The organism is Novosphingobium soli (genome assembly GCF_042432915.1).
Classification (GTDB): Bacteria; Pseudomonadota; Alphaproteobacteria; order Sphingomonadales; family Sphingomonadaceae; genus Novosphingobium; species Novosphingobium soli.
Window position 1 is genome coordinate 1 of sequence record NZ_JBHLWK010000011.1, and the last position, 19,783, is coordinate 19,783.

Annotated in this window: 20 protein-coding genes and 1 pseudogene; 10 read left to right on the forward strand and 11 right to left on the reverse strand. The window is 65.4% G+C overall.

Translation table 11 applies throughout. The features are described 5' to 3' along the window. The first annotated feature begins 43 nt into the window (after positions 1-43). The gene (gene tnpC, locus ACFFJC_RS09265; protein ID WP_379487236.1) at positions 44-1,567 is read left to right on the forward strand and encodes an IS66 family transposase; all 1,524 of its coding nucleotides are present in this window, start codon (positions 44-46) and stop codon (positions 1,565-1,567) included. Between the two features lie 9 nt (positions 1,568-1,576). On the opposite strand, the gene ACFFJC_RS09270 is transcribed toward tnpC, so the two are convergent. From ACFFJC_RS09270 to ACFFJC_RS09320, 11 genes and pseudogenes are all read right to left on the reverse strand, one after another. Next, positions 1,577-2,323 carry a 3'-5' exonuclease gene (locus tag ACFFJC_RS09270; protein ID WP_379487220.1) on the reverse strand — a complete coding sequence of 249 codons (747 nt, stop codon included), beginning with the start codon at positions 2,321-2,323 and terminating at the stop codon, positions 1,577-1,579. After that, the gene (locus tag ACFFJC_RS09275) at positions 2,310-4,358 is read right to left on the reverse strand and encodes an ATP-binding protein (RefSeq protein WP_379487221.1); all 2,049 of its coding nucleotides are present in this window, start codon (positions 4,356-4,358) and stop codon (positions 2,310-2,312) included. The genes ACFFJC_RS09270 and ACFFJC_RS09275 overlap by 14 nt, the downstream gene beginning before the upstream one ends. Further along, entirely contained in the window at positions 4,355-5,677 is a 1,323-nt protein-coding gene (locus ACFFJC_RS09280) for an SIR2 family protein (protein ID WP_379487222.1), read from the reverse strand. The genes ACFFJC_RS09275 and ACFFJC_RS09280 overlap by 4 nt, the downstream gene beginning before the upstream one ends. 23 nt (positions 5,678-5,700) lie before the next feature. Next, positions 5,701-6,717 (reverse strand): nucleotidyl transferase AbiEii/AbiGii toxin family protein, encoded by a 1,017-nt coding sequence (locus ACFFJC_RS09285; RefSeq protein ID WP_379487223.1) that lies wholly within the window; start codon positions 6,715-6,717, stop codon positions 5,701-5,703. Next, entirely contained in the window at positions 6,710-7,303 is a 594-nt protein-coding gene (locus ACFFJC_RS09290) for a DUF6088 family protein (RefSeq protein WP_041575670.1), read from the reverse strand. The genes ACFFJC_RS09285 and ACFFJC_RS09290 overlap by 8 nt, the downstream gene beginning before the upstream one ends. A gap of 187 nt (positions 7,304-7,490) precedes the next feature. Further along, complete coding sequence (locus ACFFJC_RS09295) at positions 7,491-8,483, reverse strand: transposase (RefSeq protein ID WP_379487224.1); 993 nt, start codon at positions 8,481-8,483, stop codon at positions 7,491-7,493. 103 nt (positions 8,484-8,586) lie between these two features. After that, positions 8,587-8,907 (reverse strand): annotated as a pseudogene (locus ACFFJC_RS21300) (transposase); the annotation flags it as partial. Between the two features lie 87 nt (positions 8,908-8,994). Beyond that, positions 8,995-9,888 carry an aldo/keto reductase gene (locus ACFFJC_RS09305; RefSeq protein ID WP_379487225.1) on the reverse strand — a complete coding sequence of 298 codons (894 nt, stop codon included), beginning with the start codon at positions 9,886-9,888 and terminating at the stop codon, positions 8,995-8,997. A 38-nt stretch (positions 9,889-9,926) separates the two neighbouring features. Continuing rightward, positions 9,927-10,253 carry a carboxymuconolactone decarboxylase family protein gene (locus tag ACFFJC_RS09310; RefSeq protein ID WP_379487226.1) on the reverse strand — a complete coding sequence of 109 codons (327 nt, stop codon included), beginning with the start codon at positions 10,251-10,253 and terminating at the stop codon, positions 9,927-9,929. 36 nt (positions 10,254-10,289) lie between these two features. Further along, positions 10,290-10,523: a tautomerase family protein gene (locus tag ACFFJC_RS09315; protein ID WP_379487227.1), complete on the reverse strand. Its 234-nt coding sequence runs from the start codon at positions 10,521-10,523 to the stop codon at positions 10,290-10,292. Positions 10,524-10,526: 3 nt separating this feature from the next. Then, positions 10,527-10,940: a (R)-mandelonitrile lyase gene (locus ACFFJC_RS09320; RefSeq protein ID WP_379487228.1), complete on the reverse strand. Its 414-nt coding sequence runs from the start codon at positions 10,938-10,940 to the stop codon at positions 10,527-10,529. A gap of 128 nt (positions 10,941-11,068) precedes the next feature. Here ACFFJC_RS09320 and ACFFJC_RS09325 point away from each other — a divergent pair, with 128 nt between their 5' ends. The 9 genes from ACFFJC_RS09325 to ACFFJC_RS09365 form a co-directional block, all read left to right on the forward strand. Continuing rightward, positions 11,069-11,965, forward strand: a complete 897-nt coding sequence (locus ACFFJC_RS09325) for a LysR family transcriptional regulator (protein WP_379487229.1) — start codon at positions 11,069-11,071, stop codon at positions 11,963-11,965. Between the two features lie 135 nt (positions 11,966-12,100). Then, positions 12,101-13,051 carry an ArdC family protein gene (locus ACFFJC_RS09330; RefSeq protein ID WP_379487230.1) on the forward strand — a complete coding sequence of 317 codons (951 nt, stop codon included), beginning with the start codon at positions 12,101-12,103 and terminating at the stop codon, positions 13,049-13,051. After that, a complete protein-coding gene (locus ACFFJC_RS09335; RefSeq protein WP_379487231.1) occupies positions 13,051-13,998 on the forward strand; it encodes a hypothetical protein in 948 nt (315 codons plus the stop codon). The genes ACFFJC_RS09330 and ACFFJC_RS09335 overlap by 1 nt, the downstream gene beginning before the upstream one ends. A 160-nt stretch (positions 13,999-14,158) precedes the next feature. Next, positions 14,159-16,297, forward strand: a complete 2,139-nt coding sequence (locus ACFFJC_RS09340) for a ParB/RepB/Spo0J family partition protein (protein ID WP_379487232.1) — start codon at positions 14,159-14,161, stop codon at positions 16,295-16,297. Positions 16,298-16,357: 60 nt separating this feature from the next. Beyond that, a complete protein-coding gene (locus tag ACFFJC_RS09345) occupies positions 16,358-16,579 on the forward strand; it encodes a hypothetical protein (protein WP_293808044.1) in 222 nt (73 codons plus the stop codon). A 66-nt stretch (positions 16,580-16,645) separates the two neighbouring features. Then, complete coding sequence (locus ACFFJC_RS09350; protein ID WP_053553346.1) at positions 16,646-17,062, forward strand: hypothetical protein; 417 nt, start codon at positions 16,646-16,648, stop codon at positions 17,060-17,062. Beyond that, positions 17,059-17,322, forward strand: a complete 264-nt coding sequence (locus ACFFJC_RS09355) for a DUF6117 family protein (protein ID WP_379487233.1) — start codon at positions 17,059-17,061, stop codon at positions 17,320-17,322. The genes ACFFJC_RS09350 and ACFFJC_RS09355 overlap by 4 nt, the downstream gene beginning before the upstream one ends. Next, positions 17,319-17,615, forward strand: coding sequence for a hypothetical protein (locus ACFFJC_RS09360; protein ID WP_379487234.1), 297 nt, complete (start codon positions 17,319-17,321; stop codon positions 17,613-17,615). The genes ACFFJC_RS09355 and ACFFJC_RS09360 overlap by 4 nt, the downstream gene beginning before the upstream one ends. A 153-nt stretch (positions 17,616-17,768) precedes the next feature. Then, the coding region (locus ACFFJC_RS09365; RefSeq protein WP_379487235.1) for a strawberry notch-like NTP hydrolase domain-containing protein at positions 17,769-19,783 on the forward strand (2,015 nt) is incomplete at its 3' end.

The following is a 19,783-nucleotide window of genomic DNA, read 5'->3' on the forward strand; positions in this document are numbered from 1 at the left end:
CGATGCCGTTTGGGTGGGGGCCGTCCACCTCATCACTGCTTTCATGCTCATGGAAGCGGACCTCCCCGACGACATTGAAGTGCTCCGTGCGCTGGTCCTCGAACAGGCCCGCGAGCTCGACGCGCTGAAGGTTTTCAAGGCTGAGACTGAACGCCTGAAGGCGATCATCGACGCCTTGCAGCGCCACCGTTTCGGGCGCCGGTCGGAGCAGCTCGATCCCGACCAGTTCGAGCTTGCCCTGGAAGAAGTCGAGACGGCCTTGGCAGAGGCTGAACATGCCAGGGACAAGGCAAGCCGGGCTCCGGCGGAGCGGTCGCGCAAGACCAACCGGGGATCACTGCCGGCCCATCTCGAGCGGATCGAGCAGGTCGTCGATCTCGATGACAAGGCTTGCCCGTGCTGCGGCGGCGCACTCCACAAGATCGGCGAGGACGTGGCTGAGCGTCTCGATGTCGTGCCCACGACCTTCCGCGTCCTTGTCACCCGCCGTCCGCGCTACGGTTGCCGCTCGTGCGAGAGCGCCGTCGTGCAGGCACCGGCGCCGGCACGGATCGTCGAGGGCGGCATTCCGACCGAAGCGCTGATCGCCCAGGTGCTGGTTGCCAAGTATGCCGATCACCTGCCACTGTATCGTCAGGCGCAGATCTACGCCCGGCAAGGCATCCAGCTCGATAGATCTACGTTGGCCGACTGGGTCGGCCGGGCAGCTTGGTACTTGCGGCCCTTGCGTGACCATATCCTCGAGCGATTACGACGATCTCAGCGGCTGTTCGCTGACGAGACCACGGCGCCGGTCCTCGATCCGGGCCGCGGGCGGACGAAGACAGGCCAGCTATGGGCCTATGCCCGCGATGACCGGCCGTGGGGTGGCGATGATCCGCCGATGGTTGCCTATGTCTATGCCGCCGACCGCAAGGGCGAGCGCGCCGAGACGCATCTTGGCGACTTTGCTGGCACACTGCAGGTCGACGGCTATGGTGGCTACGCCGCGCTCGCCAAGCGCCGCCAGCAAGTCCAACTTGCCTTCTGCTGGGCTCACGTGAGGCGTAAGTTCTACGAGTTGGCTGACAACTCACCGGTCGCCACCGAAGTGCTGCGCCGCATCGCCATGCTCTACGCCATTGAGGACGAGGTGCGCGGCACGTCTGCAGAGCAGCGCCGGTTCGTCCGCGATGAACGCAGCCGCATCATCATCGATGATCTGCACCAGTATCTCGATGCGCGGAACCGCCAGGTCAGCGCCAAGGCCAAGCTCGGCGAGGCGATCCGCTATGCGCTCACCCGCTGGGAAGGCCTCTCGCGCTTCCTCGACGACGGCCGCATCGACCTCGACAGCAATACCGTCGAGCGCAGCATCAGGCCCCTGGCCCTCAACCGCAAGAATGCGCTCTTCGCCGGATCCGATGAAGGTGGCGACAACTGGGCGGTGATCGCCACGCTCATCGAGAACTGCAAGATCAGCGGTATCAACCCGCACGACTGGCTGACCGAAACACTGGGCAAATTAGCCAACGGTCATCACGCAAACGCCGTCGGCAAACTCATGCCCTGGACAGCCGTGGCCTGAAAACACCGGTTACGGATCGCCGTTCCAACGGTATCCCCGCGCTTTGAGGACATCCTTGAGGTCGAAGGACGAGTTCTCCGCCCAGATGCGCCAAGAAACGGCACGAGCGCCGTCCAGGAGGCGTCTAAGACCCGTAACGCCAGATCGGGGCAGCCGCATTGCCAGCAACTCGACCGTAGCAAGACAGTCGTGCATCGCGCGGTGACGGTCATAGAAGAAGCCTGCGGCCTGAGCGAGATAGGCGAGTTTCGTGCCCTCGAACCCCTCCGCAGCCCAATCGATCTGGCTGAGCGAGCAAGCCCACGGCTTCGTCGAGAACACGTCGCTGAATCGTTCAAGAAAGCGGCGATCGAACGCCGCGTTGTGCGCGATGACGAGCGAAGCCGGCGCCGCGAATGTGGCTACCGCTGCGGGATCAATAATCTGGCCGGCCACCATCTCGTTGGTGATGCCCGTGATCGCGGTGATTTCCGGGGCGATAGGCTCGCTCGGCTGACGCAGCCCTTGGAAGCTGTCGCCCACGCCGAAAACGGTGCCATCCAAGCCGTAGTTGAATGGCGTCATAGCGAGTTCGATGATCTCGTCGCGCTGAGGGTCGAGCCCCGTGGTCTCCACATCGACCACCAGGCCAAGGCGCAGCGGGGTGCCGGGAGGCGGAACGGTGCGAGGGCGCGGCTTGAGACGCCGGATCACCCGGTAATCCCCCGTGGCCTCCAGTGTCTGCGCCAGAGTCTCCAGATGGTCAGAAGATGTCATCGTCCGGCACTTCGTTTACCGCCATCGGTTCCTCTCCAGCCGCCGCAGCAGCGGCGTCGACCGGACGGAGCGCGAGGCGAATGTCAGCGCCTCGACCTTCTTCGTGGAACCACAGATCGACGACGGCGGTATCGTCGCTCCGCGGTCGCGGGGATGCCTCCCTGACCTTGAAGGTCGTCGGTAGATTGACCGACGTTCCAAACACCAGCGCGTGCTGCCGTGGCAATGACGGCAACCGCTTCAGGACCGACTCTGAGATGAACGGCGTCATCTGGCGAATTTGGGAGAGATCGTCGGGATTCTGGATGCGGTGAACCAGGAAGTTGGAGCACTGGCTGAGAACCGTCTTGGACAGCTCGCTCGGGCGCTGAGACGCCAGCAACACGAACATGCCGTATTTTCGTCCTTCCTTGGCGATGCGCTCGAAAATCTTGGTGGCGTCGATGGAAAATCGGGACGGCGTAGAGGCGACATATCTATGAGCCTCTTCGAGCAGTAGGTGTATCGGGAAGCGGTTTCTCGGTTCCGCATGGCGAAGAAACCGAAAAAGCATGCGTGCGATGACCGCACTGACCAGCTCAACGATTTCATCTTCGACGGAATTGAGATCAATAATAATGACCTGATTGCGTTTGATGAACGATTCTCCCGCCGCCCTTTGCAGACCGACGATGTTGGTCAAAAATTCCAGATCGCTTACAGCCGCGTCAACGTCAGCTCCTTCGTGACGCAGAAAGGCATATTCTGTTCTCTCCTGAAGGGATCTGAGCCGCGTGACCATGGACGAGCAGTAGTCTCGGATTTGGCGATTGCCGTGAGCCTCCTCGTAGAGAATCGCGAAGTCGAGACACTCGTGCAGCTCATCAAAAGAGAATGGCGTCCGATTATAGGCTGGTAAGGGCGCGTCCTCCCGGAGCTTTTTTCTCACTTCGTCCAGAAACGCTGATTGGTTGTTCCCCGAAAAATTTCCATACTGAAAATTAGGATTAAAGCGGTTCAGAAGCGCCATATTCAGGTCGTTTGTCGGATACTTCTGGAGAAGAGAGACGACGCGCTGAAATTTCGATACGGGGGAGTCGCCATCTGCCCCTCGAAAACACTCAATGATGCAGGTGGCGACAAAGTGCTCGCGCAGCGCCAGAGCTTCTGGCGTATTGGCATGAAAGAGACTTGTCAGACCTAACGCCGTCCGAAGGACCGGCAGTTGTGTTCGCTCGCTGGCCTGCAAAAGCAGTTCCCATTCTGCCATCTCCAGGAACCAATGCGGTATACGGAAGCCTGCCGCCGTGCCGTCGAGGACGACGCGCTCGACCCCGATGGCTCCCTCCTTCGCGGAAGCGGCCAGAGCGGCGTGATACTCGCCATTGACGTCGAAGACGACGAAGGTCGCGCCGCGGGCGTGATGCTCCTCCGGCTTGCTGAAAAGGGACTGCAAGACCGAGGCGACCGTGCAGGACTTGCCGCTGCCGGTATTGCCCAGGACGGCGACATGACCGCCGAAGAACTCGTTCAGCCGGACCTTGATGTCGTAGTTCTCGAACACCACCGACTTGCCGATGGGCAGAACCCGATAGCGCGTGGCCCCTTCGGGTTCGCAGGCGCCACCATCCGGACCGACTGACGGCTCGACGGCCGCCTCGGTCTCGAAGATGCGATCGAGTTCGCCGTCCAGTGCATAGAGTGCGTCCGCATACAGAGACGGGAAAACGGACACACCGAAACGGAACGCGCCGCCACGCATCGGCAACATGCCGACCGGCACCACGTCCAGATATTTTGAGGAGCCAGCCCGATCGAAGTCGCCTCGCTCGGATGGAGTGCTCGCGTCGCGCTCACGCAGGCCGACAACCTCGACCACGACATATTCCGACTGCGACGGGATCATCAGGAACGATCCCAGCCGCGCCACATAATGCACGCCGTCGAAGCCAACGACCGTGAAGTTGTCGGTGCCGACGTGCATCTCCACGACAAAGCGGTCGGCCGCGACCGAGACCACCTTGCCGATCGCGCGTTTGCGATCGTCGTGGCTCATGCCTCGCTATCCTTCGTCTCGTCGTCCCTTTTCGGCGCCAGTTCGGACAACACCTTGCGAACGGCGTCATCGATCCTGTCGCTGGGACGCTGCGGCATAAAATGCTCGACGATCATGTCGAAGTAGTGCGCCCTCGTTCCCTCGGCAGGACCGTCGCCTCCAATGATCCAAATGCGCGGGTCGCGCAGCGCCCGCAGCTTGGCGATCTCGCCGGCCGTATCCGGCGCCGCGAAGATCACCAGACGGAACGTCGGGATCGTCAGCGCCTGGTAGATGATGTTGTTCAGGTGCTCATCACCGAAGGCGTAGCCGGCCGTGATGAGAACACTCTGCTCGCGCACGATCCGGGACTGAAATTCCCGGAACAGGTCCGCGTAGGGCGAGCCGAGCGAAGAGTTCTGCTTCGCTGGCGTCGGATAGATCAGCATCTGGTTCGTGGATTCCGGCGGCCAGACCTCCTTGATCGGGAACAGGCCGTGATCGTCCTCGGTCCAAGTGACCGAACCATGCAATTTGCAGAGATAGACGAAGGCGTCGACGGCGGTCCACTTGCGGCTGGCAACGTCGAGCTGCTCGGCCAAAGCATAGCGGAATATCGCCGGGTTGAAGCGACGTTCCACGACGCCGGAAAAGCCGTTGGCATAGGGAATGCCCAGGCGATCCATCGCCAATTCGCTGAAATGATCGTAGTTGGTCGTGAACACCCACGGCCGGGGCAAGGACCGATCTCGCAGGACCAGCTTCTTGTAGAACCGCTCGTAGAGGTCGCGCACGGTGGTGTCGCCCTCCGTGGCGAAGGCCCCTTGGGTGACACGGGTCCATAGGAAGTCCTGGACCTTCTTGATGATGCCGTCGAGAACAGCGCGGTAGGGGTGAAGATCGGGATTCTCGCTCTGGCGCAGCACGAACCGCTGCGCGAACAGCACCTCCATCAAGCGTTCGAGGTTCCGGCTGTAGTCCTTCGCCAGGTCGATCCCGAGCGCATCGAGATAGTCGAGTTCGCCCTTGGTCAGCCGCCACGGCGCCGGGGCAGCGCCGACGACCGGCGGATCACCGTAAAATCCCGCCGCCCGCGCCTCGAGTGTTTCCCCACAGAACTCCTTGGCCAGGGGCGCCATGGTCGCAATGCCGAGTTCCTTTTTGTCCCTCATCAGGGAGGAACATCCAGCGCCGAGCAAAAACGCAATATTCTTGGCGTTCATGGCCTCGGAAATCGCCTGGCGGGCGCTCTCGATCCCCTTGTTCCAGTCGAGTTCCGATGGATCGGCATCGCCGTTCCGCAGAAACTGGAATTTTCGTTCGTCTCCGACTTCGCTCATATACCCCCGATCCCCCCAGTTTCTTATTTGGCCGCGCTGTTCGCGCGCGCGGCTATATCAGCGCACCGCGCCATGAGCGCCTCGAACGGCTCCGCGTCATCGAAGAGCAGCCCATCCTCGACCATGCGGGCATAGTCGTCCTCCAGCGCCTTCGCGCCATCGCCGGCCGGCACGAGCTGCAAGCCGCCGTTGACGGCCGCTGCGTAGTCAATCGGCGTGCGGTCGGCGGCCTTCTCCGCGAAGAACATCGACTTGTGGCGGGCGACAGCGTTGGCCAGTTCGCGATCGGCGAAAGCGGCTTCCGCGAAGCCGGCTTCATCCAGCCGAACAACATCGTGCCAGTGTCGTGCGAAGCGGTCGCCGCGCAGCCGTTCCTGGAGGCAGAAGACATGGATGGCGGTCGCCTTCTCCCAGAAGGTCCGCTCCGCGTGCATGACGCGCGGCCGCGCCGTCGGGAATATCAGCCCGTCGATCAGGCCGGCCGCATCGCAGACGACGTCGCGCAGGCTCGCCGGTTCGCCCGTCGAGCGGGCGCCGAACTCCAGCATGACGCTGGGCGCGACATAGCCGGAGCCGGCCGCGGTCGCCTCATAGTCGATAAAGAGCTTGTCATCATCGACGCGAATGGCCGCCGCCAGACCTTCGGCGGCCAGCGCGGTCGCGATCACGGGCTGCACGGCCTCCGCGACCCAGACCGGCAATCGCCGGCGAACCTCGCTGGACCAGCGCTTTTCCTCGCTCCGGGTTTTCGGCAGGCCCTCGCCATTGTCCCCGACCAGATCGGGCGCGATCGCCCGAATGTCGTAGGTCAGATCCACATCCTCCGAAAACCGGCGGATGACCTGATAGGCTTTCGACAGCGACGTGCCTCCCTTGAACACCAGATGTTCACCGAGCGGCGCGGCGTAGAGGGTCGCCAGCGCCCACACCACCCACACATCCTTTTCGAGAAGATGGGTAGGACGGCCCGAGCGGTCGGCAGCGACACCCAACGCATCGCGCCGATCCTCGGCCGAAAGCTGGAGGAAGACGTCAGCCATACGCCACCCTTCCCACGCTCTGCGCGAGCCACGTCGGAAGCTGCGGCGCGGCGGCGACCAGTTCGCCGAACACGCCGGGCGGCATCTTCCGCTTCAATGTCGTGAGCGCGGCCTCCGCCCTTTCGGGGCCGAGCCAGGCCAGCGCCCGCACGGCCTCCCCCGCCGGGCGGTTGGCCAGAGCCAGTTGCCAGCGTGGCGCGTGCCGCAATTCCACGACCTGCTTGCCGAGGTGCATCTTTCGGCTGCGCCCGGAGGTCAGATAGACCGAGCGGACGGGCACCTGCGTCGTCAAGCCCAGGGCGTTCGCTGCGGCGGCGCCGTTCGAGACGATGATCTCCCCCTTTTGGGTCGCAAGGGCCTCGACAGCCTGCTCGACCGAAGGTGCGCGCGTGCCGAACCGGCTGGCGATGGGACGCAGATAGACGCCACGACCGGCGCGGATGAGCTGCCCGCGCTCCGACAGACGCGACAATGCCTGATCCACGGCCGCCCGGTTTCCGAGGTGGAGCAGGCCCTTGGCGGACACGGGGACGCCTTCGGGCAGTCCCGTCGCATGGGCCAGAATCTGTTCGGTCAGCCGTGTCATCGTCTTTCTACTGTCGGAAATATACGCGAGTTTCTGACAGTTTTCAAGGAAGCCCGGATAGGGGAAAGCCTTCCCCTGCGGCCGAGCCAGGGTCTCGGCCGACCCCTTCTGCGGGGAGAACCCCCAGGCTGTGCAAGAACTCGGCTCGGTCCCGTCCAACGAGGCCGCCGTAAAGCGAGTGCCCTGCTCAGTTTGGCGTGATCATCGCGGCGCCGAAGGCGTTCGCGGCATGGAGGATGTTGAAGGCGAGGATCGAGAGCGCTGCTTCCGCTTTCACCGCCCTAAGCCCTCGGGTCAGGAACCGTCCGCCGCCAGACATCCGCTTAATCGTCCCGAAGGGATGCTCGACCGTACATCGTCGGATCGTCATCAAACTGGGATTGGCGCAGATTCTCGCCTCCATGCGGTCCAGGGCGCCCTGGTCGACCAGCCGATGGATCGTGCGCTGGGCGCCAGGCGTGCATCGGGGCTTCAAGGTGCAACTCGTGCAGGCCGGCGTCCGATAGCGGATCGCCCGGTTCCGGGTGTGAAGTCCAGAAGGACGCAGCGTTTGTCCGGCAGGGCAGCGGATGGTGTCGGTCGCGTCGTCATAGACGAACTGGGCCGGCCTGAAGTGATCGGAGTTCATCGCGCCTCGCTTGATGGGCGCAGCCACCTCAATGCCCTCTCGCTCACAACGAGCGATCTCCTCGGCGTTTGAATAGCCCCCGTCGGTCAGCACCTGGATCTGATCGACCTCCAAAACCTGCTTCGCCGCGACCGAGACCGGGTGAAGCAGGTGGCTGTCATTGGCATCGCTGTAGACATCGTGGTGGACGATCAGGCCGCTTTCGACGTCGACCACGCTCTGCAGATTGTACGAAGGCGTCTTGGGCGCGAGACCGTAGCCCATCGGCTTGGATTCTGGCTCGCCGAAGACGACAACCTTTTCGTCGCGACGCTCCAGTTCCTCCTGCCTTCGGACCAGGCGATCTTTTCGGCGCTGGAGCGACCCGATGGCCGCCTTGAAGTTTTCGCGGTGTAGCGGCTGATCGTCGAACCCTTGGGACACGGTCTCGTCGATGATGTCGAGCCGGTCGAGATAGTAGGCGATCTCCTTTTCGGTGCGCGATGTCCCTCGCGAGACGCTCAGCGCCGGCGATATTCTTTGGGCTTGCGACCGCCCGCATCTTCGTTCCATCCACCGCGACGACCCGCCCGCCGATGAGGCCTTGTTCGCGACAGAACTGCACAAAGGCCGCGCTGGCCGCGATGATTGCCTCGGGATTGTCGTGACGGAACGCCGCGATGGTGCGGTAGTCCGGAGCCAGGCGTCGCATCAACCACATTGCTTCGAGGTCTCGAACGCACGCTCGCTCGAGATGCCGCGATGATCGGATCTGGTTGAGATAGCCCCAGACGTAGAGGCGAAGCATGTCGCCGGGCTGGAATCCTGGCCTGCCCGTAGCCGCCGCCACGACCCGGCTGAAGCCGAGATCGGTCAGATCGAGGCTGGCCACGAAGGCATCGACGACCCGAACAAGAGCGTCGGACGCGACGTAGTCGTCAACGCAAGCCGGCAGCAGGCTGATCTGATGCCGGCTATCGCCGTCGATGAAGCTCACGGCCTGCCTCCATCCGTTTCAACGCCTTGATTCTACGGTGATTTGCTCGGTTCCCAAGTTAAAGGGGCTTGCTGATCACTCGCGTCGTCAACCTTGGGGAGCGGACGGGCTCTTGGCGCGGTTCATCTGGCCAAAAACGGGGAACCGGCTCGCCTCACCGTAATCCTCGATGGACCTGGCGTTCTTCAGAGTTTCCATGTCGGCGGCGGAAATCTCAAAATCGACGGCGGCGTTGTTGCGCATATGCTCCGGGTTCGCCGTCTTCGGGAGGGGGAGAAGGTCGAGCTGGAGGCAGTAGCGAATGCACAGCTGGGCGACGGAGACGCCGTACTTGCCCGCCATCGCGGCCAGGCCTGAATTGTTGAGCACGGCTCCGTGGGCGACCGGAGAATAGGCCTCGACCAGGATCCCCTTGCTCCGAGAATATTCGATCAGGTCGAACGGCGTGTTGCCGATGTGGGCCAGGATTTGGTTCACGGCCGGCTTGACCGCGGCGTTGTCGAGGATGTTGTCGAGGTCGGCCTGCTGGAAGTTGGAGACGCCGATAGCCCGCAACTTGCCGGCCTTGTGCGCCTCTTCAAGCGCGCGCCAAGCCTCGAGGTTTCCCTCGAAGAAGTGCTCGCCCTTGCGGAATTCCGCCCACGGCTGGGGGCTATGGATGAGCATCATGTCGGCGTAGTCGAGCCCGAGCGCCTTGAGCGAGCCGTCGATGCGCGTCGTCGCCTCGCCGTAGTTCTTGCATTCGGCGGCCAGCTTCGTGGTCACGAAGAGCTCGTCTCGGCGAACGCCGCTGGCGCGCAATCCTTCGCCCACCCCGCGCTCGTTCTCGTAGGCCTGCGCCGTGTCGAAGTGCCGGTAGCCGACCTCGGCCGCGTTTCGGATGACCTGCGCGACCGCGTCGTTCGCGATCATCCAGGTGCCAAGCCCCAGCTTCGGGATTCTGACCCCGTTGGAGAGGCTGAAGGTATCTTCGAGGATCATGCTGTGGCCTTTCATTCGGAAAAATCGCGGACGGCGCCTCAGACGCCGGCTTCCTCAAACACCTTGCGAGCGATGCCGACTGCGGTGCTCGCCGGGGGCCAGCCTGCATAGAAGGCCAGGTGCGTGATCACCTCCGACAGCTCCTCCCGCGTCACGCCGTTCTGCAGCGCGAACTTCAGATGGAACGGCAGTTCATTGGTCCGGTAGTTGGCGATCAGCGTTGCCACGGTGACCAGGCTGCGGTCGCGCGGCGACAGGCCCGGGCGCTTCCAGACATCGCCGAACAGGACTTCATCGGTGTAGCCAGCCAGCGCGGGCGCGATGTCGGCGAAGGGGCTGGGGGCTTTGGCGGGTGTGTCAGACATTGGTCGAACTCCGAATTTGATGAAAAGGGCCCGCGCCTATTTGAACGGGTCGTATCCGGGCGGTTTGTAGATCTCGTCCGGCCTGTCGAGGATGTCCGGGCGATAGACTGCCTCGGCCCAGTCCTTCGGCTCGACGTCCTCGATGGCGACGGAGACCGACTCCTCGCCATAGCCCAGCGTCCCGGTCACCGCCTTGGTGATCGCCTCGGCCAGCATGGCCTTCTGCTGGCGCGGGCGACCCGAATACATCTTCACGATGACATGCGGCATGGCTCAATCCTTGGTTGGCGGACCAGCCAGGTACTGGTCGTCGGTCACAGGTTCGAGCCAGTCGACGTTCTTGCCGTCGAGCGCTTCCTGGATCGCGATGTGGGTCATCGCCGTGGTCGGCGAGGCCCCATGCCAGTGTTTGTGCCCCGGAGGGCACCAGATCACGTCGCCGGTGCGGATCTCAACGATCGGCTCGCCCTCGCACTGGGTCCAGCCGGCGCCCGCGGTGACGATCAGGGTCTGGCCAAGCGGGTGGGTGTGCCAGTGGGATCGGGCGCCCGGCTCAAAGGTAACTGCCGCGCAGGAATGGCGGGCCGGCGCGGGGGGCGCGTTCAGCGGATCGATGCGGACCGTTCCGGTAAACCAGTCAGCGGGACCCTTCATGGAGGGCTGAGAGCCAGCACGTTTGAGATTCATGGCAGGTTCCTCGGGCAGTCGACGGCGCATCCGCACGTCAGGTTGTTTGGTCGGCCGCTAATCTAGGGCCTGCCCCTTTCCGCGATTAGACGCTAAAATCGGCACGTGGTTATGAGAACGGCTCATGAGTGCCGCGCGCCAATGCAAACGATCTGATCGCGTTCATCACGATTGCCCGGGAGCGCAGCTTCACGAAGGCGGCCGTTAAACTCGCTGTTTCGCAGTCGGCTCTCAGCCATACCCTTCGGGCTTTGGAAGAGAGGCTTGGCGTCCAACTCCTGACCCGCACGACGCGCAACGTAACGCCAACGGCGGCGGGCGAGCGCCTGCTGGCGGTCATCGGGCCGAGGTTCGACGAGATCGACGCCGAGATCGAATCGCTCGGCGAGCTGCGCGACAAGCCAGCCGGCCCCGTGCGCTTGACAGCGACCGAACACGCCGCCGAAACGGTCCTCCTGCCCGCTGTTGCTCGTCTTCTACCGGACTATCCGGATATCAACGTCGAGGTGGTCATCGACTATGGCCTGACGGATATCGTGACCGAGCGGTTTGACGCCGGCGTCCGCGATGGCGAACAGATCGCCAAAGACATGGTTGCGGTACGGATCGGGCCGGACCTGCGCATGGCGGTCGTGGGATCCTCGTCCTATTTCGCCGATCGGCCGGCGCCCAGGACGCCACACGACCTGGCCGAGCATGTCTGTATCAACCTTCGCCTGCCCACGCAGGGCGGCCTCTACGCCTGGGAGTTCGAGAAAGGCGGCCGCGCCGTGAACGTCCGGGTCGAAGGTCAGCTTATCTTCAACAGCCCACCTGTCATGGTGAAGGCTGCGCTCAGCGGCTTAGGTCTTGCCTATGTGCTGGAAGACCAGGTCGGTCCGCACCTTCGATCCGGCCAGCTTGTGCGCGTGCTCGACGACTGGTGTCCGCCATTTCCTGGCTACCACCTCTACTACACAAGCCGCCGCCAACCGACACCGGCCTTCCGCGTGCTGCTTGAGGCGCTGCGCTATCGGGGCGGCTAGTGGCGATCAGAGTTGCCCGGGTTTTTGCACAGCCTGCCCCGCAACGCCCCCTGGAGAGTGAGAGTGCGGACGGGGTTTCCGTGACGGGTTGAGGGCTGGAGAAGAGGTCTCCGGCGCCCGTCGCGGAGAACCGCGATGTTCAGGAACGACCGCAACGGGCGTGCCGGCTCCGGCCGGACGAACCTTTACGACGACATCACCAGCAAGATCATCGCCGAGCTGGAGGCGGGCCGCTTCCCCTGGGTCCAGCCCTGGGGATCGGCCTCGGTCAAGGCGCCCCTCGCCATGCCGAGAAACGCCGCGACCGGCCGGCACTATTCGGGGATCAACGTGCTGATCCTCTGGGGCGCGGTGATCCAGCACGGCTTTCCCGGCCAGAGCTGGCTCACCTTCCGCCAGGCCCTGTCGCTTGGCGGCAATGTCCGCCGCGGCGAGCACGGCACCACCGTCGTCTATGCCGATCGTTTCACGCCGGAGGACGAGAAGCGCCGCGCCCGCGAAACCGGCGAGGAAGCCGCCGCGATCCCGTTCCTCAAGCGCTTCACGGTGTTCAACGCGGCGCAATGCGACGGGCTGCCGGAGGATGTCGCCATTGTGGCCCCACCGCCTCCGCCCGGCCTCATCGAGCCGCGGGTCGAGACCCTGATCCGGGCGACCGGCATCGACTTCCGCATCGGCGGCGACCGCGCCTTCTATATGCCGGCGCACGACTTTGTGCAGGTGCCGCCGCCCCAGGCATATTTCGAACCGATCAACTGGCACCGCACGGCCCTGCACGAGCTGGGGCACGCGACCGGCCATGCCTCCCGGCTCGGCCGTGACCTCACCGGCGGCTTCGGCTCGAAGAAATACGCCTTCGAGGAGCTGGTCGCGGAGATCAACGCCGCTTTCTGCTGCGCCTCGCTCGGCATCACGCCCACCGTCCGCCATGCCGACTACATCGGCTCCTGGCTCGAAGTGCTGCGCGAGGACAATCGCGCCATCGTGCGCGCCGCGTCCCAGGCCAGCAAGGCGGCCGACTGGCTGCTTGGCTTCCTGCCGGACGCCGACGTCGGCATGGCCGACGACGAACGGGAGGCGGCGTGATGAACGCCCCCGTCTTCCCCGCACTGGCGCCATCCCCCGAACAGCAGGCGTCCATCCGCCTGCGTGTTCTCAGCCTGGGCGCCGGCGTCCAGTCCACCACGCTCGCCCTGATGGCCGCGCATGGCGAGATCGGCCCCATGCCGGATTGCGCGATCTTCGCCGATACCGGCTGGGAGCCGAGGGCCGTCTATGAGCATCTCGCCTGGCTGCGATCGCCCAACGTCCTGCCCTTCCCGGTCCATATCGTCTCGGCCGGAGACCTGCGTGCCGACCTTCTCGCCGGCGCGCGCGGCGAGCGATGGGCCTCGATCCCGGCCTTCACCCGCACCGTGACGCCGGCAGGCGCGGAGCTGCCCGTCTATGATGAGGACGAGAACGGTGATCTCGTCGCCATCGGCTCCCGCATCGTGCCGACCGAACGGGTCGGGGTCGGCATGATCCGCCGCCAATGCACCGGCGACTACAAGATCGCGCCAATCCGCCGGAAGGTCCGCGAGCTGCTCGGCATCGCCGGCCGGCGCTCTCCAAAGGCGCCCATCGCCGAACAGTGGATCGGGATCTCGCTCGACGAGGTGCTACGCATGAAGCCTTCGTTCGAGCCGTGGCAGATCAACCGCTGGCCGCTCATCGAGCAAGGCATGACCCGCCTGGATTGCCTGCGCTGGCTGGATCGGCACGACTACCCCCTGCCACCCAAGAGCGCCTGCATCGGTTGCCCGTTCCATTCCGACGATCATTGGCGGCGGATGCGCGACCACGATCCCGAGGCTTGGGCCGACGCCGTATCGATCGACGCCGCCATTCGCACCGGATTCCGGGGGATTCGTGGTGACGTCTATCTCCACCGTTCCGCGGTGCCGCTCGACCAAGTCGACCTGTCGACCGATGCCGATCGTGGCCAGCTCGATCTCTGGCCCAACGAGTGCGAGGGCCTCTGCGGAGTGTGATGATCCTGAAAACCGGAAAGGCGGAGAGGCGGGCTTCCGGCTTCACGCTTTTCCGCCCGCCCGGCGCGGCCCTCCTGAGAGTGAGAGGGCTGCGCTTCACTTCGTGACGGGTCGGAGGTCGAGAGAGAGGCTCTCGGCCGCCCGTCGCGGAGTAACGATCATGGCGACTGCCATTCAGAAGATCATCCTGTCGTCGGCGCGCGACATCCCCTTCAACAAGCTGGTGCTGAGCCAGTCCAACGTCCGGCGCGTCAAGGCCGGCGTCTCGATCGAGGAGCTGGCCCAGTCCATCGCCCGGCGCGGCCTGATCCAGAGCCTGCATGTCCGTCCCGTCCTCGACGCCGATGGCGCCGAGACCGGGATCTTCGAGGTGCCCGCCGGCGGCCGCCGCTATCGCGCGCTCGAATTGCTGGTGAAACAGAAGCGTCTGGCCAAGTCCGCGCCGGTGCCCTGCGTCGTCGGCGACGCCAACAGCGGCATCATGGTCGATGAGGTCTCGCTGGTCGAGAACATCGAACGCGCGCCGCTGCATCCGCTCGATCAGTTCCGCGCCTTCCAGGCCATGCGCGAGAAGGGCATGACCGAGGAAGCCATCGCCGCCGCCTTCTTCGTCGGCGTCAATATCGTGAAGCAGCGCCTGCGCCTCGCTTCCGTCTCGCCGGTATTGCTCGAGATCTACGCCGACGACGGCATGACGCTCGAGCAGCTCATGGCCTTCACCGTCAGTTCCGACCATGCACGCCAGGAGCAGGTCTGGGACGCGATCAAGGATGGCTGGCAGAAAGAGCCTTATCACATCCGCCGGATGCTGACCGAGACCACGGTGCGGGCTTCCGACAGGCGGGCCGTCTTCGTGGGCGTCGAAGCCTATGAAGCCGCCGGCGGCATCGTGTTGCGCGACCTCTTCCAGTCCGACGACGGCGGCTGGCTGCAAGACCCGGCCCTGCTCGACCTCCTGGTGGCCGAGAAGCTCAAGACCGCCGCCGACGAGATCGCGGGCGAAGGCTGGAATTGGGTCGAGGCCGCCCTGAGCTTTCCCTACGGCCACGAGCACGGGCTTCGGGAGCTTGTCGGAACGGCGGTCGACCTGACCGACGAGGAGCGCGCCACTCGCGAGGCGCTGCGTGACGAGTATGACCGGCTCGAGGCCGAATATGCCGAAGCCGACGAGCTGCCCGACGAGATCGACGCGCGTCTCGGAGAGATCGAGCAGGCGCTCGACGCCTTCGAGCAGCGCCCGGCGATCTACGATCCGGCCGACATCGCCATCGCCGGCGTCTTCGTCAGCCTCGACGCCGACGGCTCGCTGTCGGTCGACCGTGGCTATGTCCGCCCCGAGGACGAGCGCCCGGTCGCCCCCGAAGGAGACGACACGACGGAGACGGACGGCGACACCGGCCATTCGGCCACGCCCGCCGTTCAACGCGCCGTCGTCACCGTCGGCGGCCAGGCCGCGGAGCCGGAAGACGACGAGGAGGACGGCATCAAGCCGCTGCCCGAGCGCCTCGTCATCGAGTTGACCGCGCATCGCACGCTGGCGCTGCGCAACGCGCTCGCCGAGCATCCCGACGTCGCCATGACCATGCTGCTGCACAAGCTGGTCAGCGATACCTTCCGGCGACCCGCGCCGACGGGCTGCCTCGAGGCCAGCGTCCGCCACGTCTTCTTCTCCGCCCAACCGGAGGAGCTGAAGGACAGCGGCGCGGCGCACGAGATCGCCGAGCGGCACGGGCGCTGGGGCGATCACGTTCCCGCCGACGACCAGGCGCTGTGGGACTGGCTCACCGATCTCGATCCGGGCACGCGCCTCGATCTGCTCGCCCATTGCGTCAGCTTCGGCGTGAACGCGCTGTTCGAGCGGCCGAACCCCTACGGATCAGGCGTCAGCCAGCATGGGCTGGATGTCCGCCTCGCCCAGGCCGACCGGCTGGCGCGCGCCACCGGCCTCGACATGGTGGCGGCGGGCTGGCGGCCGACGGTCGGCAACTATCTCGGTCGCGTCACCAAGCCCCGCATCCTCGAAGCTGTCCGGGAAGGTGCCGGCGAACGGGCCGCCCAGCTCATCGACCATCTGAAGAAGGGCGACATGGCCAAGGAGGCCGAGCGCCTGCTGGCCGACACCGCCTGGCTGCCCGAGCCGCTGCGCCTGATTGATCCCCATGACGGGGAGGCCATCGAACCGGGCGCGGAGGCCGACGCCGACGACGAGGCCGCCTTGCCGGCCTTCCTCAGCGAGGACGGCGACGAGGATGCCGAAGAGATCGAGGACGACGACGCCCTGACGATCGCGGCCGAATGACCCTCACCGCGGGGGAGCGGCGGGAGGTCGCTTCCCCGCATCTTCGCAAGGAGACCTTCCATGATTGAACCCGACCCGTCCGCCACGCGCCGCGTCGTCTTTCAGTATCTCGTGCCCGTCCACGTCGAGGTCGAAGACGGTCTCGTCGTTTGCGTCACCGTCATCGACGAAACGCCGGTGCGCGATCCAACCCTGGTCGAAGGCGATGCCGGCTATCTGCCGGAAGCCGTCGCCGCCGCCGACGATGGCCAGCCCTGGCCATCCTGGCGGTTCGGCTACTGACCCCTTCGATCATCCCTCAACCGAGCCCGGCCATCGCGCCGGGCTTTCTCGTTTCAGGAGCCTGTCATGGCCAACTATTTCACCCATTTCTCGTGCCTGCTCGACGTCGGCACGCCCGAGAACGCCGCCCGCGCGCTCGACCTCTACAACACGCTGTCCGCGGAAGGCGCGTCGGAGGAACCACCCTCCGAGGGCTTCCTTCTGTCGATCGAGCCGCAATACGGCGGCACCGAACTCTGGATGCGCGACGACGTGACCGGCGATCCCGAGCGCCTCATCCAGTTCGTGAAGCGTTGCGCCGCTGAGTTCGGCCTCACCGGCAGATGGGGCTTCCAATACGCCAACACCTGCTCGCGGCCGCGTCTCGACGGGTTCGGCGGCGGCGCCCATGTCCTCGACCTCGCCACCGGCGAGACCGTGGACTGGATCTACACCGATGGCTGGCTTGCCCAGACCCTCTCCGACGAGGGAGGTCCGCTATGAGCATCCCCTCCCATGCCCGGAGCAATTTCCAGACCCTGCTGCGCGCGGCGGGCGACGGCAATCTCGCACTCATGGAGTGCCTCGACGCGGTGACGGGCAGCGCGCGCTACGTCATCTGCGCCGTGGGGCGGGACAACGGCGACTATGTCTTCACGCCCTTCGGCCATCTCGCCGACGGCAATCCCTACGACGCCTATCTGCCGCCCGATCCCGACGATCCCGAAGGCTTCGTGCGGCCCGAGACGGGAGAGGCGCCATGACCGACATCGACGCCATCTTCGCGGCGGATCGCCAGCATCCGCCGCATGAACGGTCTCTGCCCTGGCCGGAGACCAGAGACGGCCTCACCGTCGTCGTCGAGCCCAAGCCTCACTGGGCCGGCGACATGCGGGCGTTTCGATCCGATGCTCGGGAATATTGCGCCTATGCCGACTGGACCGCGAACGGCGCTCGCGCGCGGTTCTTCGGCCATGTCGATACCTGCGGCGATGACCTGATCCGCAAGGCCCGCACGCTCGTCGCCTCCGAGATCGCGGACGGGCTCTGGAACTGATCCCCTCGAAAAGCGCCCCACCTCACGGTCGGGCGCTTTTTCCATGTGGGTGCCTTGAGAGTGAGAGGGCCGCCGGGACGGGTTTGAGCCGGTGCGGTCGAGAGAGAGCGCCGCGCGGGCTCGCCCTTTTCCGCTCTCCTTGAGGTTCCCACCATGACCATGATTTCCGCATCCGCGGCGGCGACCGCCGCCGCGCCGCTTCCGCTCGGCTCCAATCCCGAACCCGCAGCCGCAGCCGCCATCCTCGCGGCCGCCGGCCAGCTCCTGCCTCATCTCGAACGCGGCGAGCGCGTCGACGCCGCCGCCCTGCGTGCGGCGATGGAGACCGCCTTCGGCGCGTCGGACGCCACCGGCGCCTGGGACTGGAAGACGGCCTATGACGCCTGCGAGGCGGCGACCGTCCTGTTCCTCCGTAAATACGGACGTGCGCTTTTCCGTAAAGCCGGGTCTCCGGCGGCTCGCCTTTCCGCGCTGTCGAAAATCGCCAACCTTCTGCCGACGCATACGCGGCGTTCGGCGGAGAGCCAGACCTTCCAGCAGTTCTCGACGCCGATCCCGCTCGGCCTGGTCGCCGCCCACGCCGCGGCCATCACTCCGGCCGACCGGGTGCTTGAGCCGTCGGCGGGCACCGGCCTGCTCGCCATCCTCGCCGAGATCGCGGGCAGCGCGCTCGTTCTCAACGAGCTGGCCGACACCCGCGCCAATCTGCTGTCACTGCTCTTCCCGGCCATTTCCGTCACCCGTTTCGACGCGGCGCAGATCGACGATCATCTCGATCCCGCCGTGATGCCCAGCGTCGTGCTGATGAATCCGCCCTTCTCGGTCATGGCCAATGTCGAGAGCCGCATGGCGGACGCCGCTTACCGCTATGTCGCCTCGGCCCTGGCGCGTCTGGCCCCCGGCGGCCGGCTCGTGGCGATCACCGGCGCCAGCTTCGCACCCGACAATCCGGCCTGGCGGGACGCCTTCGTCCGGTTGCAGGCGCGCGGGCGCGTCGTCTTCTCCGCCGTCATCGACGGCTCCGTCTATGCCAAACACGGCACCACCATCGAGACGCGCCTAACTGTCATCGACAAGCGGCCCGCCGACGATCCCGCCGTGTTTCCGGCAGCGCCCGGCGTCGCGCCGGACGTCGCCACGCTGCTGGGCTGGATCGACGAGCAGGCGCCGGAACGGCTCGCCGTCGATCCCTCCGTCGTGGTCCCGGCCATCGCGCCTGCCACCCCCCGCAGCGTGCGTGGCTATATCAACCGCGCCGCCAAGGCCGTCCCGGCGACTGCGCCGATGGCCGAACCGGAGGGTCTCCCGCTCGCCTACGAGACCCAGGACTGGCTCGTCGGCGAAGGCGGCCGCCTGTCCGAGGGCATCTACGAGGAATACGGATTGCAGGCGATCCGTATCGCCGGTGCCCAGGCCCATCCGACCCGGCTGGTGCAGTCGGCCGCAATGGCTTCGGTCGCTCCGCCCAAGCCGAGCTATCGGCCAAGCCTGCCGCCCAGCATCCATGAGCTGCTGTCGGACGCCCAACTCGAGACCGTGATCTATGCGGGCGAAGCGCACGCGGACCATCTCGCCGGATCGTGGACGGTGGACGCCACCTTCGACATCGTCACCGCCGCGCGCGAGGATGCAGAGAACGCCGCCCGCTTCCGGCGCGGCTTCATGATCGGCGACGGCACCGGCGTCGGTAAAGGCCGTCAGTCCGCCGCGATCATTCTCGACAACTGGCTCCAGGGCCGCCGCAAGGCAGTGTGGATCAGCAAGTCCGACAAGCTGATCGAGGACGCGCAGCGCGACTGGTCGGCGCTCGGCATGGAGCGCCTGCTGGTCACGCCGCTGTCGCGCTTCCCGCAGGGGCGGCCGATCACGCTGCCGGAAGGCGTCCTGTTTACAACCTATGCCACGCTACGCTCCGACGACCGCGGCGAGAAGGTTTCGCGCGTCCGGCAGATCGTCGAATGGTTGGGCTCCGACTTCGATGGAGTCCTCATTTTCGACGAGGCGCACGCGATGCAGAACGCCGGTGGCGGCAAGGGAGAACGCGGCGACGTCGCCGCCTCGCAGCAGGGTCGCGCCGGCCTGCGCCTCCAGCACGCGCTACCGAACGCCCGCGTCGTCTATGTCTCCGCGACCGGCGCCACCACGGTCCACAACCTCGCCTACGCCCA

Coding starts and splice junctions, on each gene's coding strand:
- ACFFJC_RS09275 (WP_379487221.1), bottom strand. CDS start 4,358: ATGAGCCACGACGATCGCAAACGCGCGATCGGCAAGGTGGTCTCGGTC.
- ACFFJC_RS09320 (WP_379487228.1), bottom strand. CDS start 10,940: ATGAATCTCAAACGTGCTGGCTCTCAGCCCTCCATGAAGGGTCCCGCT.
- ACFFJC_RS09340 (WP_379487232.1), top strand. CDS start 14,159: ATGGCGACTGCCATTCAGAAGATCATCCTGTCGTCGGCGCGCGACATC.
- ACFFJC_RS09345 (WP_293808044.1), top strand. CDS start 16,358: ATGATTGAACCCGACCCGTCCGCCACGCGCCGCGTCGTCTTTCAGTAT.
- ACFFJC_RS09330 (WP_379487230.1), top strand. CDS start 12,101: ATGTTCAGGAACGACCGCAACGGGCGTGCCGGCTCCGGCCGGACGAAC.
- ACFFJC_RS09290 (WP_041575670.1), bottom strand. CDS start 7,303: ATGACACGGCTGACCGAACAGATTCTGGCCCATGCGACGGGACTGCCC.
- ACFFJC_RS09295 (WP_379487224.1), bottom strand. CDS start 8,483: ATGGAACGAAGATGCGGGCGGTCGCAAGCCCAAAGAATATCGCCGGCG.
- ACFFJC_RS09360 (WP_379487234.1), top strand. CDS start 17,319: ATGACCGACATCGACGCCATCTTCGCGGCGGATCGCCAGCATCCGCCG.
- ACFFJC_RS09305 (WP_379487225.1), bottom strand. CDS start 9,888: ATGATCCTCGAAGATACCTTCAGCCTCTCCAACGGGGTCAGAATCCCG.
- ACFFJC_RS09310 (WP_379487226.1), bottom strand. CDS start 10,253: ATGTCTGACACACCCGCCAAAGCCCCCAGCCCCTTCGCCGACATCGCG.
- ACFFJC_RS09315 (WP_379487227.1), bottom strand. CDS start 10,523: ATGCCGCATGTCATCGTGAAGATGTATTCGGGTCGCCCGCGCCAGCAG.
- ACFFJC_RS09280 (WP_379487222.1), bottom strand. CDS start 5,677: ATGAGCGAAGTCGGAGACGAACGAAAATTCCAGTTTCTGCGGAACGGC.
- ACFFJC_RS09355 (WP_379487233.1), top strand. CDS start 17,059: ATGAGCATCCCCTCCCATGCCCGGAGCAATTTCCAGACCCTGCTGCGC.
- ACFFJC_RS09270 (WP_379487220.1), bottom strand. CDS start 2,323: ATGACATCTTCTGACCATCTGGAGACTCTGGCGCAGACACTGGAGGCC.
- ACFFJC_RS09335 (WP_379487231.1), top strand. CDS start 13,051: ATGAACGCCCCCGTCTTCCCCGCACTGGCGCCATCCCCCGAACAGCAG.
- ACFFJC_RS09350 (WP_053553346.1), top strand. CDS start 16,646: ATGGCCAACTATTTCACCCATTTCTCGTGCCTGCTCGACGTCGGCACG.
- tnpC (WP_379487236.1), top strand. CDS start 44: ATGCTCATGGAAGCGGACCTCCCCGACGACATTGAAGTGCTCCGTGCG.
- ACFFJC_RS09285 (WP_379487223.1), bottom strand. CDS start 6,717: ATGGCTGACGTCTTCCTCCAGCTTTCGGCCGAGGATCGGCGCGATGCG.